The sequence below is a fragment of the Bacillus sp. KH172YL63 genome, assembly GCF_011398925.1.
Classification (GTDB): Bacteria; Bacillota; Bacilli; order Bacillales; family Bacillaceae_B; genus Rossellomorea.
Window position 1 is genome coordinate 4,036,135 of record NZ_AP022842.1, and the last position, 16,571, is coordinate 4,052,705.

Consider the following 16,571-nt stretch of genomic DNA (forward strand, 5'->3'; position numbering starts at 1 on the left):
ATGAGGGTTTTATTTTCAAATCCAGCATTTTATTTTCAATAAGCGATCTACCGGCTGGTGTCAGGCCTCCTTATAAGAGGTTCGACAAACAATATATTATCGAGTTGAGCCTGTATATTATCGACTTCACTCCGCTTATTATCAACTCTCACCCTTATATTATCGACTTTCCCAATATATTATCGACTCCGCCCCTTTTATTATCAACTTCCCCACATATGATCACCCCCTCTCATCACCAACGCTCCCCATACCTGACACCACCCTCCACCACAATTCGACAACCCCACACCACCCTTCCCACCACTTCCCCGCCCCGCCGGTTCCTTTTCCCCCTCCTTTTACGTTATAATAAAAGAATGCGATTTTATAGATTGGAGAGGTTGGTTGATGTCGATTCGTATTCAGGAGTTGAAGGATAAGTTGCTTCCGATGAGTCAGTCGATACAGGGTGAGCTGGACCCGAATCAGGATGCTGGTAAGAATGTTGTGTCCAAGGGGCTCCTCTTGTTCCGTCAGAACCTGGTTTCGAATGTGAAAGTGCGGGATGAGGAAGTGACGGCTGAGGTGCAGGATGTGACGCCTGTTTCAATTGAGCTGAATTTGTCGTTTCCCCTGTTGAGCAAGTGTTCGTGTCCGTCAAACGGCTGGTGCCGGCATCAGATGGCCACTTTCTTTGTGCTGTACAACAAGGTGGGCCGTGTGAGTGAGTGGATCCAGGATTGGCGGAGCCGGTCTCAGGCGTCTGCCGGGGAACCTAAGTCTTTGGATGATTTATTGAAGAAGCACGGCGGTTCCGGTGCCCTCCGTAAAGCCAGCGATCTATTGAATGAACGGAAAACACGGGGCAATACGCCGGAGGAATGGTGGCAGTTCTTTGAGTCCCTTCTGAGGCAGGAGGATATGGATTTACTTGAAAGGCAGCCCTATTTGATGGATGTCCTCGTCCAGAATATGACGAAGCGTTTCATGAAGGAAGCGCCGTTTGAACGGGAATGGAAGCCGCTTTATCAGCTGTTTGCGACCTTCTTTCTGTCGATTGAGATTGATACACGCCTTCAGGAGCAGAATGTGGAGCTGAGCCGGGAGCAGTACAGCATGTATGATTTCCTGCTCGGTGAGATGGAGGATGCGGTCGAGAAGCTGTCGATTCACGCCATGCCGTTCAGTTTCGACCCCTTCATTGCTTTTTTGAAAACAAAGACGGTCGACATGAGCGATTCTGCAGAAAACAGTACGATGATGAAAGCGGAAGTGTACCGCTTCCTGTGGTACTACCTGTTCAAGCAGAAGTCGTGGCGCAAGGATGAGATTGCCCGGTTGGAAGCACAGGCCAATGAGGATGAGACCTTCCATCACGTGGCGCTCCTTCATCAATACCTGCTTCTTGAGGATTTGGAGAAAGCAGATGCAGTCGTTGATCAGCTTGGATCTGAGCTTGTCCCATTCAGTGAGTTCTGGCTCCGTAAGTTTTTCTCCGGAAAACGGTATGAGGTCGGATTCTTTCTTGTTCGCCATCTGTTGTCACGGCTTCCTGCCCATGTCGAGGGGCTGGATTATTACGAGGCGACCCGATTTGTCCGCTGGTTCGTTCGGATTCTGCCGATGGATTGGCTGATGGAAAAGGACAGTGGGCTTGTGAATGAGCTTCTGCTGTCGATGCTCCCATACAGCTTCTTCTCGTACAATGAGTACCTCATCAACGCGAAAGCCTACCGGGAGTGGGTTGAGCTGCAGCGTTATATGAGCTACAGCATCAGGGAAATGGACGGCATGGGCCTCCGGGATGTGACAAAGGAAGCACCGGAGCTCGCACTGCCGATCTATTATACAGGCGTCATGGAAGCGATCGAGCAGAAAAACCGGGACAGCTATAAGCTTGCTGTCCGTTACATGAAGAAGATCCGGACGATTTATAAAAAAACGAAGTCTATAGATAAATGGGACGCGTATCTCTCCTATATCCTGGAGAAATATAAGCGGCTACGGGCGTTCCAAGAAGAGTGCAGAAAGGGTAAATTAATCGATGCTTAAACTGTCTTCCGTCAAAATCAATGTCCATACAACTGAATATGAAGACCGTTTCTTCATCACGGCGGAAAACGACAAGGGAGAGCTTCTTCCGCCCAAAGATTGGAAAGGGCAGCTGTTTCTTTGGCATGAGGAAAGCTATTACGGGACCCTCCTTCAGGAAGAGGACAACGGGATCCCGGTCACACAATGGCAGTTTCTGACCCTCCTTGCCGGTGAACATTTCAGCAGCATGATACAGTGGGACTGGGATGAGACCGGTCAGGCGTGCATCGCGATTGCACCGGTCATGTATGAAGCGCTGGAAGAGGGGCGCTGGCTGCCGAGGTTCGGGGAATGGCAGGAAACAGGCCTTCAGTTCCATATCCCTGATGAAGTGTGGGGCAATTTCAATGACGAGTTTTGGGAAGAGACGCTTCCTGATGGAGGTCCGTCCCTCAAAAAGCTCACGGAAAATTGGTTCCAGGGGGCGTTGAATGAGGCGATGGCTTCAGGGGGTTCTCATGCGATGAAGCGGATCCAGAAGTTGAAGGACAGTACGCTGACGTCTGAGGAGCTTGATGCTTATTTCGATGAGAAGCGCTGGAGTGAATGGATTGCCGGAGCCGATGAAGAGCTTCCGTTTTCAATGGGTCTCCGGATTTCTGAACCGCTTGATGAAGATGAGTCTTGGGAGCTTGAGACGATTCTCCGTGACCGAAAGAGAACGAACCGGGTTGTGTCATTGACAGAAGACACCGTCCCCCCTTCCTGGAAAAAACATTTAGGTGAAGTGTCTGAAGAGCAGGAACGCTGGATGAAGATGCTTCCGATCCTCCGAGATGTGGACGGCTCTCTGCGGACGTCCCTCGGTGAACACGATGCTTGGGATTTCTTGTCGGTCCTCAGTGAAAAGCTGATCGACCTGGATATCGAGATCCTGCTGCCGTCCTGGTGGGAAGCGATGAAGGATGCCCAGGTGCTCGTGAAGGCGAAGCTGAAGAATACCGATACGAGCTACCGGCCCTCTTTTGTGGGCTTGAACGCCATGCTTGATTTTGACTGGCGCCTTTCCATGAACGGCGTCGACCTGAACGAGGATGATTTCAATCAGCTCGTCAACGACCAGCGCCGTCTGGTGAAGATCCGCGGACAGTGGATGAAGCTCGACCCGGCCATGATTCGCCGGATCCAGCAGATGATGACCAAAGCGAAGCAGGAAGGCATTTCGATCCAGGATATGCTCGAGCAGGAGCTTGTCCCACGGGATTCCGACGAATCTAACGTAGAAGAAGATGACGAAGGGCATGACCCTTTCAAATATGCCAAAATCCAGCTGGAACTGAACCGTTCCATGAAAAAGATGATTCACCAGCTGACGAATGTTTCATCGATCCCGTTGACGGACACACCCGCTGATTTTCAAGGTGAGCTCAGACCGTATCAGCAGCTTGGCATGAGCTGGATGCTCTTTTTACGTAAGTTCAATTTTGGCGCCTGCCTGGCGGATGACATGGGACTCGGGAAAACGGTGCAGCTTATCACGTATTTACAGCATGTGAAGGAAACCGAGAAACCGGAGGCACCATCGTTGATCGTTGCCCCGACATCCGTTCTCGGAAACTGGCAGCGTGAATTGGAAAAATTCGCACCGAACTTGAAGGTTCATCTTCATTACGGGCCGACCCGGGCGAAGGGTGCGGATTTTGCCGGCGTGATCAAAGGCGTCGATGTGATCCTCACTTCTTACGGATTGTCCCATATCGATTATGACGAACTGTCAGAAGTCGAGTGGACCTCGATCTCACTAGATGAGGCGCAAAACATCAAGAATGCCAACACGAAGCAGTCACGGGCGATCCGCAAGCTGACTGGAAAGCATCATATTGCCTTGACCGGAACCCCGATGGAAAACAGGCTGTCAGAGCTGTGGTCGATCTTTGACTTCCTGAATCACGGCTATCTTGGCGGATTTACCCAATATCAGAAAAACTATATTGCACCGATCGAGAAGGATGAATCGGAGGAAAAAGTGAAAGAGCTGCAGGCGAAAATCAAACCGTTCCTGCTGCGCCGGACAAAGAAAGATCCGGAAGTCGAACTGAACCTCCCTGAAAAACTCGAGCAGAAGGAATATTGCCATCTGACTGCCGAGCAGGCTGCCCTGTATGAACAGCTCGTGAAAGACACGCTCGCACAAATCGAGACGGTGAGCGGGTTCGAACGGAAAGGCCTCATCCTGCAGATGCTGAATCAGCTCAAGCAGCTCTGCAACCACCCGGCTCTTTACTTAAAAGAACCGGATCCAAAGTCGATTCTGTCCCGCTCTGAAAAAATGCAGAAGCTCAAGGACATCGTCGAGACCGCCTTGGAATCCGGGGAAGCGTGCCTCATTTTCACCCAGTATATCTCGATGGGAGAAATGATCCAGGACGTGATGAAAAAAGAATTCGATATCAAGGTACCATTCCTGAACGGAAGCATGGCAAAAGGTAAACGGGATGAACTCGTGGATAAATTCCAAAAAGGCGAGTTCCCTGTATTCCTCCTGTCACTGAAAGCAGGCGGCACCGGATTGAACCTGACCGCTGCCAACCACGTCGTCCACTACGACCGCTGGTGGAACCCGGCCGTTGAAAATCAGGCAACAGACCGTGCCTACCGGATCGGACAAAAACGCTTTGTCCATGTCCACAAGCTCGTTTCCTCAGGAACACTGGAAGAAAAAATCGATGCCATGCTGACGAAAAAGCAGGCACTGAACGACGAAATCATCCGCAGCGATCAGTGGGTGACCGAATTGTCGGATCAGGATCTGGAGTCGTTATTGGTGTTGGAATAGATGATAAAGCCTCTTTCCTTAGCGGGAAGGGGCTTTTTCTCGTCATAAAAAAACACCAGCCTCCCTCAGGAAACCGGCTCAATCATGAAGACATGCAGGGGAACGACTCACTTTGCTTACATCACACATTTATTTCTAATGAGGAAATACAGAGGAAACATACGGTGAACCATTGGAATTTGAGACAGAACTTATAGGTTGGATGATGCGTCTGGAAATTCTAGGTGGGGCTTTTTCAGGATGAGGTTTTCAGCACCGGATTCCGGTACTCGTAGCCTTGTTCAAGGGCAGTCACGCGCTGGGATAAGTAGAAATTTTCGACGTTCAATCTAGCGACTTTTTTGATGAGATCTTCTGTCAATCTCTCCATCCGGTCAATTCGTTCTTCAAGGTCTTGCAGTTTCGCCACGGGTCTCTCTCCTTTATGAAACAATATTAGAACGGTAATTCGATCGGCTCTTTCTTCGTCGTTTCCGGTGCTGAGGTTGATGCAGGCTTGTTGTCGAGGAACCGGACATTTTCAGCGATGACTTCGGTTATATACGTTCGCTTTCCTTGGTCATTGTCATAATAACGGGTTTGGATGCGCCCGGTTACACCGACGATGGAACCTTTCCGGCAGTACCTTTCCGTATTTTCAGCGGCACGGTCCCAAATCGTACAGAGGACAAAGTCCGTATCCACCTGGCCTTTTTGATTCTTGTAAGGCCTGTTAACGGCGACCGTTACACTGAGTACAGATTTTCCTTCCGTCGTTTTTCTTGCTTCCGGGTCTTTGGTCAGCCTCCCCACCAGGGTCACTTGATTGATCAATGTGTTGTGTTCCCTCCTTTCTCTAAAGTTGCTCTCATCATACCTCTCACCCCCATTTATTGTAAAATCATGAATTTCCGAAATTCGAGGCAAAAATGCGTTGAATTTGCCAAATTCGCCTAGGTGAATTTCACCACTTTTCATCAAAAATTGGCCTCAAAACACAAAATTGCATGTTTCGACGATTTTTTTTCATCGCTCAATGTGTTAGGGAAACATTTATGGCTGTGATATAATTTGATAAAAACCTTTAAATGGGAGTTGTTCGTTCATGAAAACCTTTAAAGTGATTTCACTGCAGGTCGTGGAAAATGATGAACTTCATGACTTTGACATTGTGGACGGTCTGATCATCAACAAGGAAGATCGACAGGGTACGTGGCTTGTCGAAACATATTTATCAAATGAACACATCCGGTTCTTTCAAAAGGCAGAGCAAAGTAAAGAGGACTTGGAAATCCAAGTCGTCATCTCCCATAAAGCCAATGATCCTGCCGCTTTCATGACGTCGATCCGTTGCATCAAGGAAATGGATGACCATATCAGCATCATGTTTGAAGGAAAATTGAAGAAACAGCGGAACGAATATGCCGAAATCCTTCTCGACGACCTTGTACAAAAGGGGTATGCAGGGGACGAATTGATTCGCGAGTTCCGGGAGAAAATGATCTCCAAACCAAGGATTCCCGCATCGGCAAAACCTAGGTTATAGTATGTAAAATTCTTCTAGAGCAGATGAATGGGGTTTGATATAATGAGGATAATCAGGTTATTTTCTTCATTTATCAGGGAAATAACCTCTATAAAGAACCTTTGAGGCAGGTGTGCTCATTTGATTGGAGAGAGAGTAAAGAAGTATCGTAACCAAAAGAAAATGTCTATGAATGAGCTTTCTGAAAAAGCAGGCATTGCCAAATCATATATCAGCTCTATTGAACGGAATCTCCAAAAAAACCCGTCGATTCAGTTTTTAGAGAAAGTATCCGCGGCTCTCGGGATTGGCGTAGACGCCCTATTATATGATGAACCGGAAAATCAAAACATAGATGGAGACTGGTTAAAAATTGCTGAGGAAGCCATGGACTCTGGTATCACAAAGCAGCAGTTCCGTGAATTCATCGAAGCCAATAAGTGAAATAAAGAAAGACTTGCGAATCGTCGCAAGTCTTTCTTTATCTTATAACACTTTATGCTCGATGCCGGAATCACAGGGATGATTTTGCAAATATTCCCTGATTTGCTCTTTACTGATGCCCGCCTCTATCGCTTCTTTAATCAACTCCACCCATTCAAGATCCACATCTCTATTCACCAATGTGATTACCTCCTAAAATACAATCAATGTATTCCAGGCAACCCAGCCGTCATAGTATTAATATTCCTGGTCATGGGTGAATGTGGCGAGACTCTGGTTAATTACTATTAATACGGTAGACCTGTGATTTTGCGTCCCCACCTTTCAATGGGTTTGCCTTTAGCTGATACTTGATCATTACCCTATTTCTTACCACCATAATACCATTCTCACTGATAGATTTTAAGAAATATCCTTCATCAATTTGATGTGTTTTATTACATTAATTGACAAAAATCTGAAATCATCCACTTTTATGAATAGAAATTCACGAAAACAATTGAAGAACTTGTCGAAGATTATAGATATCTTTTCTGCTGCTTTTGGTAGGCTTCCAGCTTTTTTCTGAGAGGATACAGATTTTGAGGTTTTAAGGTCGAGCGATACAATGGAGAAGCCGTTAGTTGATTTCCGCAGGAAGGGCATACCCATTCCCCTGATTCAGAGCTGCTGAAGGAAGATCTGGAACAACGGGTACATATTTTTTTATACATTTCCTCACCTCATTTTTGATATATGGAATGATCAATTTATCTGAGATGGTTTTCTTGTATGTAACGGGATTGTTCATTATTGCGAACTCTTACTTTAACTTTACCCTATGTAATATAAATTTGGAATAGTTTTCTGAAAATTCATTAAAAAAAGAGGCGACCTTAAGTCACCCCCTTCATTTACTATTCGTCTTTATGATCCTCATCCTGCACATCAATATCATCTTCTATGATATCTTCTTCAGGCGTATTATTATCCTTCGTGGCATCTTTATCGCCTTCCACGTTTTTGTCCTCAGACTCTGGATAATTCTCTTCGTTCATGTCCCCATCCTCTTCCATTGGTGCTTCATCTTCCGGAGGAGGCTCCTGGTCGGCATTACATCCTACTAAAAGCATTGCGGCAAACACTGATCCGCCGAGAATCGATAATAATTTTTTGCTCATGATGGTGACTCCTTTCTCAAGTGGAATAAGACCGTTGCGTTGGTCTTTTGTTAGCTTTCCCATAAAATGATTTTAGTTGCACGGTGAGGAAGAATTTTCACAGGGAAAGAATTGGTTTCACTTGAGGGGAGGTATAAAAAAAAGGATTGGCATGTATTGAAACACGCCAATCCCGTTATACGGTCTACTGTTTATCTCCAAGGGCAAACATCATTTCAAGCTCGCAAGCGACTTCGCCGTCAACTGTCGCGACACCTTTTCCTTTACCGATCGGCCCTTTAAAGCGGATCATTTCCACCTCAAGCCTCAGCTGATCCCCAGGCTTCACCTGACGCTTGAATCGGCATTTATCGATGCCTGTAAAGAATGCCAGACGTCCACGATTGTCTTCCACCTTCAGCATCGCAACAGCCCCAACCTGCGCCAGCGCTTCCACGATCAGTACGCCAGGCATCACCGGGTAATCAGGGAAGTGACCATTAAAGAACTCCTCATTCGCAGTCACATTCTTGATCCCAACTGCCTTCTTGCCTTCCTCCACCTCTAAAATCCGGTCCACCAACAAAAACGGATAACGATGGGGAATGATCTCTTTAATCTCATTAATATCAAGCATCAAAATTCCTCCTACCAATATGTATGTACACCTTATTGTACAAAAACAGACGTTGGAATAGCAACCGGAGAAAGACCTGGTGGGGTTCTTTGGGGACGGACCTCGAAAACCGCACCCTTATTCATAAAAAACCCTTGTTTATCAAGCTTCTCTCCTACTCAACAGCAGTAAATCCCAGGTCCGTCCCCAAACTCTCCGCCACAACTCCGCCACAACAAAAAGAAGGACGGACCTCCAAATCCATCCCCCTCCCACCAGAAACCCCATACTACCAGGAATCCCAGCGAAAAAAGCTGAATATTTGGAGGTCCGTCCCTCTCAATACAATTTATTTCTTAGTTACGATGTCAAAGATGTGCTGCCAGGTTTCTGCTTTGAAGACGTCGGCTGCCTGGCCGTTGCCGATGACTGCGAAGCCTGTGACGGCACCCAGTGCGAGGCTTCCTGCAAGAAGAAGGATGAACAGAAGGATCCGGAGCCAGATCGGAAGCATGCGGACACGCACCCAGCGAGATGGTTTGGACTCGTTATTCTGCTTCGCCTTTTTTTCTGCTTTCACTGATTCTCTTGTCGCTTTTCCTTCTTGTAGCAGCTCTTTTTCACTCATAGCGTTTAACTCCTTTTAGCGTATCCCGTTTACAAGCCCCATCATTTGATCAGCAAGTGTGATCGAGCGGGCTTGAAATTGATATGATCGTTGCACGTTCAGCATGTCGGTCATTTCTTTGCTAATATCTACATTCGAGCCTTCAAGTGAGCTCTGCACCATTGAAATGTCAGACCGGGCTCCCCCGATGACGTTGGTCACCACTTCATCCTCCGTTACGCCGAGTGCATCCAGGTTGTCTGCAAACCCTAACAGATTACCTCCGAACTGCTCAAGGAATTGTGGTTTTTCAACAGTGATGATGCCCAGATTGAATTGTTGCTCTCCTCCACCTGATCCCGTTACCGTCAGCACACCACCTTCTCCTAATGAGAATGAAGATGAGTCTTCAGGGAAAGTGATGAAGTTATCATTTTCATCCAGGATCGGCAAGCCGCTTGCGTTGAGGAGCATCGCTTCACCATTCCCGGTTGGATTGGCATAGAATGCTCCGTCACGTGTAAAGCGAACAGCACTCGTTTTATCATCCTGAGCAAGCACTTTAAAGAACTGCCTGTCATTCGTGATGGCAAAATCAAGCTGGCGTCCGGTTGCTTTCAGCGAGCCCTGATTCAAAATCAGTTGAGATTGAGAAAGCTTGGCACCATTTCCTTCCCTTACGCCAAGGGGAGTGAGCCTGCCTGCTTCAAACTTGTCCACACGCTGGTTTTTCACCTGCTGCACGAGGAGATCAGTGAATGTTGCATCCCGTCGCTTGTAGCCATTTGTATCAGCGTTCGACAGGTTGTGACCGATCATGTCCATCTGTTTTTGTAATTGGCTTAGTGTGTTGGTTGCTGTAATCATCGTTCGATTCATGACATGTTCTCCCCTATTATAAGGTATTCAGTGGCGAAATTCATTTACAATCTTTACTATCAGTTGACCCTGCCGATTTCGTTGGCCGCTTTTTCCATACTGCGGTCATACGCCTGCAGGACCTTTTGATTCGCTTCAAACGCCCTGTAAGCAGAAAGCATGTCAGTCATCGTCCGGGAAGCATCAACGTTGGACCGTTCCAGGAATCCCTGTCTCGTGGCAAACGAGACATCGCCTTCTTCATTCGCATTTGGAAGAGGAACATTCCCTTCCGTGACAAATAGTCCGTCCCCCTGCTTAACAAGGCGATGAGGGTTGTCCGAAAACCCGATACCCAATGTCGCCACGACGTTCTCTCCGACCGTGATCTGACCCTTTTCCCCAACAGTGAAGGAATCACTGTCCAGCTGGATCCTTTCACCATTCTCATCCAAAACATAGTAACCGCTGTTCGTCGTCAGAAATCCGTTGCCGTTCACAGTCAGATTGCCGTTCCGGGTATACCGTTTAAGTCCGTCCCCACCTTCTACGGTCAGGAAAACAGATCCGCTCGTCCCTGTTTCTTCATTGGTCGGCATAGACAGATCTATCAGGGCAAGATCAAGGGTTCTCCCCGTTTCCTGTAAGTCTCCCTGCATGAAAGAAGGGATCGTCTCCTGCATATAGACCCCAGTATTAAGTGCGCCCACCTTGTTGTTAAAAGGAAGGTTGAGCGTCTTTTCTGTCGGGAGGGATGTCTGGTCCATTCGGTCAAGAAGCATCTCAGGGAACGCCCTCATGGACGCCTGATCCGCCTTATACCCTGGAGTATTGGCATTGGACATATTGTTCGTTAACATTTCGGTCTTTCTCTGTTGAGAAAGCATGCCTGATGCTACTGAATAAAATCCGCGAAACATTTCTTTCACCTCATCATTTTCTTGCTGTTTTCACATGGAAAGAGTGACGGGATGCTTATCCGATTCTTCTTCTTGAAATTTTGTCGATGTTCTCAAGCATCAACCCTGTACCGATCGCTACGCAATCCATTGGGTTTTCTGCAATCAGTACCGGTACTTTCAGCTCTTCTGCTAGTAGTGTGTCCATTCCGTGCAGAAGGGCTCCACCGCCTGTTAAAATCACTCCGCGGTCGATGATATCAGCTGATAATTCCGGCGGCGTCTTTTCAAGTACGTTCTTCGCAGCCTGAACGATTACGCCAACTGATTCACGAAGGGCCCCTTCGATTTCTTTCGACGTCACTGTGATGGTGCGTGGAAGACCTGACACCATGTCACGTCCACGGATGCTCATTTCTTTCCGGTCCTCTTCAAGCGTCTCAGAGAACACAGTTCCGATATTCACCTTGATATCCTCGGCTGTACGCTCACCGATCAGAAGCTTGTACTCTTTTTTAATATAATTCAGGATTTCGTGATCAAACTTATCGCCGGCCATCTTGATCGATTGACTCGTCACGATGTCACCCATGGACAGAACCGCTACGTCCGTCGTTCCGCCACCGATGTCCACGACCATGTTTCCAGTCGGGTTGAAGATGTCCATGCCGGCACCGATTGCCGCCACTTTAGGCTCTTCTTCCAGGTAAATCTTCTTACCGCCGCTCTTTTCAGCTGCTTCCCTGATTGCCTTTTGCTCTACACTTGTAATATTCGTCGGGCAGCAGATCAGGATTCTTGGCTTAGAAAGGAAGCCTTTTACATTCAATTTATTAATGAAATGCTTCAACATCGCCTCTGTCACATCGAAATCTGCAATTACTCCATCTTTTAATGGGCGTGTAGCCACAATATTTCCAGGAGTACGTCCGACCATGCGGCGGGCTTCCTCCCCAACCGCCAATACCTTGCCGGTGTTCTTGTCAAGCGCCACAACCGATGGCTCATTCAAGACAATCCCTTTTCCTTTAACATGAATTAAAACATTAGCCGTACCAAGGTCAATCCCAATATCTTTCGCGAACATCTTGTGTTTCTCCCTTCTTCTTATACAAAGTCATCATTACATTTTCATCTATAGTTTCACTTGTTTGTCATTACGTTAAAACGTTAAGCCAAAACTTTCACCTAATTAATTATTTTACCATAAATTTGTCGAAGCGAGATGGTATTTGTCAAAAAAATGTATCAATTTTGTTATATTTTTGGGAATATGTAGGGGGTGGTGGACTGGGGTTAAGATCGGGTTTACCTGTTGAAATCAATCAATTTTTTGTCTGTTGAATTTTACCGTTATGTTGTCAGTTAAAATTCAGCGCTAATTCAACTGACAAACACTCCCCTTTATTTGTCAGGCAACACAACCCCAAAATTCAACAGGCAAAACCACAAAACAAAAAACACACCAAGCGTCACCCATCTTTCTGGGGCTTGGCGTATTTCGGCTAACTGTGGAGCTCTTCTTTTTTGTACTTTTGCTTTGTGGCTTCGCCACCTCGTAGATGCCGGATTGATTTATGGTAATCAAGTATCGTTTTGACTTCATTTGCGAGATCTGGATTAATTTCTGGCAGTCGTTCTGTTAAGTCTTTATGGACAGTACTTTTGGACACGCCAAACTCCTTCGCGATCACACGAACGGTTTTTTTCGTCTCCACGATATACTTTCCAATCTTGATTGTTCTCTCTTTGATGTAATCGTGCACACCACTCGACCTCCCTAAATTGGATGTGAGAAGTGTGAAATGAGACTCGCTTTCGCATCAATGAAATAGTATAAACCTCCTGCACACGTGCAAGGGACAGAAAGCTTCAAGCTTCCCGATATTAGCGCATATAATCAAATATTCAGCTCTCGACCAATGGTATAGTGACGATTCCTCACCTCAAACACTCTCTTTTTTGATAGGTTTGTATCATTTTATTAGCTTGTGCCCACATATATGCACAAAAAACACAATAAGGACAAGGTTTCGCGTTAATTTTCTGAAAATAAAGACGAGGGACGGACCTTCCCCCGACCCTAAAGCAAAAGACTATTCGACACCCACTCCCCACTTCTCGCCGTTTCCTCACTATTTCCTGAGAAATGAGTCGAGTCTGCTTGAAAAATGTATGTTTTCCTTTACCTGTACATAAGAAAAGCCACACTTCGATCCGAAGCGTGGCTTTTCCCCCTATGCTTTAAAGTCGACGTCGTCATCGACCCATACTTCACCGTTTTTAAAGGTCATTTGTTCTGGATAGCGCAGATCAAGCACTTCTTCCTGTATCTTCTGGGAAGGTGCTTTCGTCATGAGGGACACGACGATATTGGCGATGGCCGCTGCCGTTGCCCCGAAGACGCCGGCGCCAGTATCGATGATCCCGAACAAGGTCACACCAGACCTTGCCAGGAAGATGTAGGAGAGGGTGACTCCGAGCCCCACGAGCATCCCTGCGATGACCCCCTGGGCGTTGGAGCGCTTCCACCACACCCCGAGGAGGAGTGCCGGGAAGAACGTTCCAGACGCAAGCGCAAAGGCCCACGCAACAATCTGGGTGATGACGCCTGGAGGATTGAGGGCAACGATCCCTGCAAGCACGGTCGCGACGATGATGGACAAACGGGCAACCGCCAGCCGGTTCCGCTCTGTTGCCTCCGGCTTGAACACTCTGTAATAAATATCATGGGCAAAGGAAGAAGAAATCGCGATCATCAATCCGCCGGCTGTTGATAAAGCCGCAGCCATCGCACCTGCTGCCACAAGACCGATGACGAACACACCGAGGTTCGCAATCTCAGGTGTGGCCATGACGACGATGTCATTTGAGATGATGATTTCCTTCCATTGCAGGATGCCGTCGCCGTTCCCGTCGGCCACCTGCAATTTTCCCGTATCCACCCAGGAGGTTGTCCAGGATGGAAGCTCGCTGATCTTACTTCCGGCCACTTTCGTCATCAGAATGAACCTTGAGAATGCTGCGTACGCCGGTGCTGACAGGTATAGAAGTCCGATGAAAAGAAGTGCCCAGGCGCCTGACCAGCGGGCTGCTTTCATTGTCGACACCGTATAGAAACGGACGATAACATGTGGAAGCCCTGCGGTCCCTGCCATCAGGGTGAACATGAGGGCGATAAACTGCCACTTCGTCCCGTTTGTGAAGGGAGCGAAGTATTCCGACACCCCAAGCTCCCGGTCAAGTTCCCCGATCTTCCCGACAAGCTCACCGTATGACAGCCACGGGGCCGGGTTACCGGTGATTTGCAGGGACATGAAGATGACGGGGATTAAATAAGCAATGATCAATACGATATATTGGGCCACCTGCGTCCACGTGATCCCTTTCATTCCACCGAACGCTGCGTAAAAGGCAATGAGTACGACGCCGATCATCGTCCCAACTTTGGCGTCGATTTCGAAAAGACGGCCGATCACGACCCCTGAACCGGACAGCTGTCCGATGGAATAGGTAAAACTGATGATGATCGTACAAAGCGCTGCGATCACCCGTGCTGTATGACTGTTATATCTGTCCCCGATGAATTCAGGTACCGTATAACGGCCATATTTCCGCAGCTGTGGCGCAAGCAGGAAGGTAAGGAGCAAATAGCCACCGGTCCAGCCCATAATATAGGCGAGTCCGTCATAACCTAGGATCATGACGGTACCGGCAAGCCCGATGAATGAAGCCGCACTCATCCAGTCGGCACCGATCGCCATTCCGTTGAAGATCGGCGGAACGCCACGGCCTGCGACGTAAAAGTCCGATGTCTCCTTCGCTTTGTTATAGACCGCGATCCCGATGTACAGTGCAAAGGTTAATAAAATAATCGACGTTGATACTAAAAACTGAGTATCCATTTATCTCTTCCCCCTGTTTTTCTCTCTATTTATCAAGAACCTCAATGATCCAGCGTCTTCCCATAGCTGATCTGCTCGTTTTTACTTTCTTCAATGCCATATTTGCGATCGATCCCGTCGCTCACTTTGGCATTGACGTATAATAATAGAATGAAGATGACAATCGACCCTTGAGCGCCCATAAAGTAATGGAATGGGAATCCGTTAAAGGTGAATGTAGCAAATTTTTCTGCAAACATGACGACGCCAAAGGAAGAGAGAAACCAGATGGCGAGATAAATGGCCATATAGCGGTTCTTCTCTTTAAAATATTGATCCGCTTTTGCTCTATCAATCTTTTTCATATATGTAACCCCTTTTCAAGCTCTTTATTTTAAACTGAAAATGAACTTCACGGTTTCAAAAAACGGCACGGGGACAAGTGCGATCTGCACAATGAAATAAAGGAATAAAGACATGAATGGAATGGTCAAAAAGATTGCCCGCTTCTTTCTCAGGGCAAGCGTGATGCATCCAACAGTGATGATGACAAACGCCATAAAGTAAATCAATGGTTCACCTCCTGAATAATAACTTAATTTTCTGAAATTTCATCCATGAACTCATTATCTTTACTGGAAAAAGCTTGGTCAATAAAGAAAAAACGACAAATATACGTCCTAATGCCGGAAACATTTTACTAAAATAAGGAAATGAATGATTTCCTTCATATAATTCACATTTAATCGGATGGTAATGCTTTTCCAGTAAACTTTCACCCCTGTCGAATTTCCAAGGAAATTTTCCACAAAAAAAAGACTGACCGCAGTCAGTCTTCATTTATATTGGCTTACTCTTCGTCTTTTACGTCAGTGCTGCTTTCCTGCTTAGGCTTAGCCTGATCAGCTGTGTCTTTTTCTTCTGATGCGTTGTCTTCACTCGCTTGATCTTCTGCAGCATTCTCTTCTGATGCTTCAGCATCCGGTTGTTCACCTGACACTTTTTTGTCTTCAAGCTGGGCTTCCTGCAATGTGGCAAGAGACTTATTGAAGTATTCCAGTGGATTCACGGCAACATCGGCTTTACGGATTTCAAAGTGTACGTGGACGCCTGCTTCTTCATTGAATAGGCTCTTTCCTGCTTTCGCAATGGCTTGTCCCTGTTCGACGACATCTCCTACTGCAACTTCAAAGTCTTTCACAGATTGATAACGTGTCACGATACCTTTGCTGTGCTCGATTTCAATTGTGTTGCCAAGCAGTGAATCTTCCTGGACCTTTGTGACTGTCCCGCTCATGGCTGCCAATACATCGAATTCTTTCCCATCTTTCGAGATATCGACCCCCTGGTTCGGGTAATACATATTTCCATACACGACAAGGGCTGCTTCCTGTTCTTCCGCTGAAGCTTCAGTATCGTAGAATTGTTTTTCGATGACTGTGTCTTCTGGACTTGAAACAGGCATTACAAAGTTTTCCAATGACCGATTGACTTCTTCTGCAGGCTGGTTGAACTCATTATCAGTAGGAACTCCATCATAGCTGTAATCCTTGGCTTTCTCGTTTACATCATTTCCTGCCTGGTACCACAGGATCCCCGTGATAATGACTGCTGCACTTGCTAAATAGATTGCTGGGTATGCCCAACGTCTTTTCAAAAAGTTTTGAGAAGGTTGTTTCTTTTCTTCCTCTCTCATTTTCATCACCTCTGCAATCATTCTGAACAGAATTCTGAAAATATATACACATTCGAAAAAAATTTTTAAATA

Annotated in this window: 19 protein-coding genes and 1 riboswitch; of the genes, 4 read left to right on the forward strand and 15 right to left on the reverse strand. The window is 46.8% G+C overall.

Features of this window, described 5'->3' with window-relative positions; translation table 11 throughout:
- Nucleotides 1–390: 390 nt before the first annotated feature.
- The gene (locus KH172YL63_RS20470) at nucleotides 391–2,034 is read left to right on the forward strand and encodes an SWIM zinc finger family protein (protein WP_173107810.1); all 1,644 of its coding nucleotides are present in this window, start codon (nucleotides 391–393) and stop codon (nucleotides 2,032–2,034) included.
- Nucleotides 2,027–4,852, forward strand: a complete 2,826-nt coding sequence (locus KH172YL63_RS20475; protein ID WP_173107811.1) for a DEAD/DEAH box helicase — start codon at nucleotides 2,027–2,029, stop codon at nucleotides 4,850–4,852. Before KH172YL63_RS20470 ends, KH172YL63_RS20475 begins: the two co-directional genes overlap by 8 nt.
- A gap of 235 nt (nucleotides 4,853–5,087) precedes the next feature.
- Here the strand turns inward: KH172YL63_RS20475 and KH172YL63_RS20480 are convergent, their stop codons facing one another.
- Both KH172YL63_RS20480 and KH172YL63_RS20485 read right to left on the reverse strand, forming a co-directional pair.
- Nucleotides 5,088–5,261 (reverse strand): hypothetical protein, encoded by a 174-nt coding sequence (locus KH172YL63_RS20480; RefSeq protein WP_173107812.1) that lies wholly within the window; start codon nucleotides 5,259–5,261, stop codon nucleotides 5,088–5,090.
- Between the two features lie 26 nt (nucleotides 5,262–5,287).
- Complete coding sequence (locus tag KH172YL63_RS20485) at nucleotides 5,288–5,665, reverse strand: single-stranded DNA-binding protein (protein WP_173107813.1); 378 nt, start codon at nucleotides 5,663–5,665, stop codon at nucleotides 5,288–5,290.
- 271 nt (nucleotides 5,666–5,936) lie between these two features.
- Between KH172YL63_RS20485 and KH172YL63_RS20490 the strand changes: the two genes are divergently transcribed.
- Together KH172YL63_RS20490 and KH172YL63_RS20495 are read left to right on the forward strand one after the other, a co-directional pair.
- Nucleotides 5,937–6,377: a YwpF-like family protein gene (locus tag KH172YL63_RS20490; RefSeq protein WP_173107814.1), complete on the forward strand. Its 441-nt coding sequence runs from the start codon at nucleotides 5,937–5,939 to the stop codon at nucleotides 6,375–6,377.
- Nucleotides 6,378–6,497: 120 nt separating this feature from the next.
- A complete protein-coding gene (locus KH172YL63_RS20495) occupies nucleotides 6,498–6,800 on the forward strand; it encodes a helix-turn-helix domain-containing protein (RefSeq protein WP_173107815.1) in 303 nt (100 codons plus the stop codon).
- Nucleotides 6,801–6,842: 42 nt separating this feature from the next.
- Here KH172YL63_RS20495 and KH172YL63_RS20500 read toward each other — a convergent pair whose 3' ends face one another.
- The 13 genes from KH172YL63_RS20500 to KH172YL63_RS20555 form a co-directional block, all read right to left on the reverse strand.
- On the reverse strand, nucleotides 6,843–6,977 hold the full coding sequence (locus KH172YL63_RS20500; RefSeq protein ID WP_232066218.1) for an anti-repressor SinI family protein: 135 nt from the start codon (nucleotides 6,975–6,977) through the stop codon (nucleotides 6,843–6,845).
- Nucleotides 6,978–7,013: 36 nt separating this feature from the next.
- Nucleotides 7,014–7,148, reverse strand: a riboswitch (cyclic di-GMP riboswitch).
- Nucleotides 7,149–7,318: 170 nt separating this feature from the next.
- On the reverse strand, nucleotides 7,319–7,513 hold the full coding sequence (locus KH172YL63_RS21895) for a TFIIB-type zinc finger domain-containing protein (protein WP_442858745.1): 195 nt from the start codon (nucleotides 7,511–7,513) through the stop codon (nucleotides 7,319–7,321).
- Between the two features lie 183 nt (nucleotides 7,514–7,696).
- The gene (locus KH172YL63_RS20505; protein ID WP_173107817.1) at nucleotides 7,697–7,960 is read right to left on the reverse strand and encodes a hypothetical protein; all 264 of its coding nucleotides are present in this window, start codon (nucleotides 7,958–7,960) and stop codon (nucleotides 7,697–7,699) included.
- A 184-nt stretch (nucleotides 7,961–8,144) separates the two neighbouring features.
- The gene (fabZ, locus tag KH172YL63_RS20510; RefSeq protein ID WP_034765205.1) at nucleotides 8,145–8,576 is read right to left on the reverse strand and encodes a 3-hydroxyacyl-ACP dehydratase FabZ; all 432 of its coding nucleotides are present in this window, start codon (nucleotides 8,574–8,576) and stop codon (nucleotides 8,145–8,147) included.
- A gap of 328 nt (nucleotides 8,577–8,904) precedes the next feature.
- A complete protein-coding gene (locus KH172YL63_RS20515; protein WP_173107818.1) occupies nucleotides 8,905–9,183 on the reverse strand; it encodes a DNA-directed RNA polymerase subunit beta in 279 nt (92 codons plus the stop codon).
- A 15-nt stretch (nucleotides 9,184–9,198) separates the two neighbouring features.
- On the reverse strand, nucleotides 9,199–10,041 hold the full coding sequence (locus tag KH172YL63_RS20520) for a flagellar hook-basal body protein (RefSeq protein ID WP_173107819.1): 843 nt from the start codon (nucleotides 10,039–10,041) through the stop codon (nucleotides 9,199–9,201).
- Between the two features lie 59 nt (nucleotides 10,042–10,100).
- Complete coding sequence (locus KH172YL63_RS20525; protein WP_173107820.1) at nucleotides 10,101–10,940, reverse strand: flagellar hook-basal body protein; 840 nt, start codon at nucleotides 10,938–10,940, stop codon at nucleotides 10,101–10,103.
- A gap of 55 nt (nucleotides 10,941–10,995) precedes the next feature.
- Nucleotides 10,996–12,006 carry a rod shape-determining protein gene (locus tag KH172YL63_RS20530; protein WP_173107821.1) on the reverse strand — a complete coding sequence of 337 codons (1,011 nt, stop codon included), beginning with the start codon at nucleotides 12,004–12,006 and terminating at the stop codon, nucleotides 10,996–10,998.
- 418 nt (nucleotides 12,007–12,424) lie between these two features.
- Nucleotides 12,425–12,685: a sporulation transcriptional regulator SpoIIID gene (spoIIID, locus tag KH172YL63_RS20535; protein WP_034765200.1), complete on the reverse strand. Its 261-nt coding sequence runs from the start codon at nucleotides 12,683–12,685 to the stop codon at nucleotides 12,425–12,427.
- Between the two features lie 471 nt (nucleotides 12,686–13,156).
- The gene (locus KH172YL63_RS20540) at nucleotides 13,157–14,824 is read right to left on the reverse strand and encodes a sodium:solute symporter family protein (protein ID WP_173107822.1); all 1,668 of its coding nucleotides are present in this window, start codon (nucleotides 14,822–14,824) and stop codon (nucleotides 13,157–13,159) included.
- 41 nt (nucleotides 14,825–14,865) lie between these two features.
- Complete coding sequence (locus KH172YL63_RS20545; protein ID WP_173107823.1) at nucleotides 14,866–15,168, reverse strand: DUF4212 domain-containing protein; 303 nt, start codon at nucleotides 15,166–15,168, stop codon at nucleotides 14,866–14,868.
- A gap of 24 nt (nucleotides 15,169–15,192) precedes the next feature.
- Nucleotides 15,193–15,375 carry a hypothetical protein gene (locus KH172YL63_RS20550; protein WP_173104252.1) on the reverse strand — a complete coding sequence of 61 codons (183 nt, stop codon included), beginning with the start codon at nucleotides 15,373–15,375 and terminating at the stop codon, nucleotides 15,193–15,195.
- 278 nt (nucleotides 15,376–15,653) lie between these two features.
- Nucleotides 15,654–16,499, reverse strand: coding sequence for a stage II sporulation protein SpoIIQ (locus tag KH172YL63_RS20555; RefSeq protein ID WP_173107824.1), 846 nt, complete (start codon nucleotides 16,497–16,499; stop codon nucleotides 15,654–15,656).
- Nucleotides 16,500–16,571: the final 72 nt, after the last annotated feature.

What these genes read in the sequence shown, in the direction of transcription:
- KH172YL63_RS20505 (WP_173107817.1), bottom strand. Translation starts at nt 7,960, where the DNA reads ATGAGCAAAAAATTATTATCGATTCTCGGCGGATCAGTGTTTGCCGCA.
- fabZ (WP_034765205.1), bottom strand. Translation starts at nt 8,576, where the DNA reads ATGCTTGATATTAATGAGATTAAAGAGATCATTCCCCATCGTTATCCG.
- KH172YL63_RS21895 (WP_442858745.1), bottom strand. Translation starts at nt 7,513, where the DNA reads ATGTATAAAAAAATATGTACCCGTTGTTCCAGATCTTCCTTCAGCAGC.
- KH172YL63_RS20470 (WP_173107810.1), top strand. Translation starts at nt 391, where the DNA reads ATGTCGATTCGTATTCAGGAGTTGAAGGATAAGTTGCTTCCGATGAGT.
- KH172YL63_RS20490 (WP_173107814.1), top strand. Translation starts at nt 5,937, where the DNA reads ATGAAAACCTTTAAAGTGATTTCACTGCAGGTCGTGGAAAATGATGAA.
- KH172YL63_RS20540 (WP_173107822.1), bottom strand. Translation starts at nt 14,824, where the DNA reads ATGGATACTCAGTTTTTAGTATCAACGTCGATTATTTTATTAACCTTT.
- KH172YL63_RS20520 (WP_173107819.1), bottom strand. Translation starts at nt 10,041, where the DNA reads ATGAATCGAACGATGATTACAGCAACCAACACACTAAGCCAATTACAA.
- KH172YL63_RS20515 (WP_173107818.1), bottom strand. Translation starts at nt 9,183, where the DNA reads ATGAGTGAAAAAGAGCTGCTACAAGAAGGAAAAGCGACAAGAGAATCA.
- KH172YL63_RS20525 (WP_173107820.1), bottom strand. Translation starts at nt 10,940, where the DNA reads ATGTTTCGCGGATTTTATTCAGTAGCATCAGGCATGCTTTCTCAACAG.
- KH172YL63_RS20530 (WP_173107821.1), bottom strand. Translation starts at nt 12,006, where the DNA reads ATGTTCGCGAAAGATATTGGGATTGACCTTGGTACGGCTAATGTTTTA.
- KH172YL63_RS20545 (WP_173107823.1), bottom strand. Translation starts at nt 15,168, where the DNA reads ATGAAAAAGATTGATAGAGCAAAAGCGGATCAATATTTTAAAGAGAAG.
- KH172YL63_RS20555 (WP_173107824.1), bottom strand. Translation starts at nt 16,499, where the DNA reads ATGAGAGAGGAAGAAAAGAAACAACCTTCTCAAAACTTTTTGAAAAGA.
- KH172YL63_RS20475 (WP_173107811.1), top strand. Translation starts at nt 2,027, where the DNA reads ATGCTTAAACTGTCTTCCGTCAAAATCAATGTCCATACAACTGAATAT.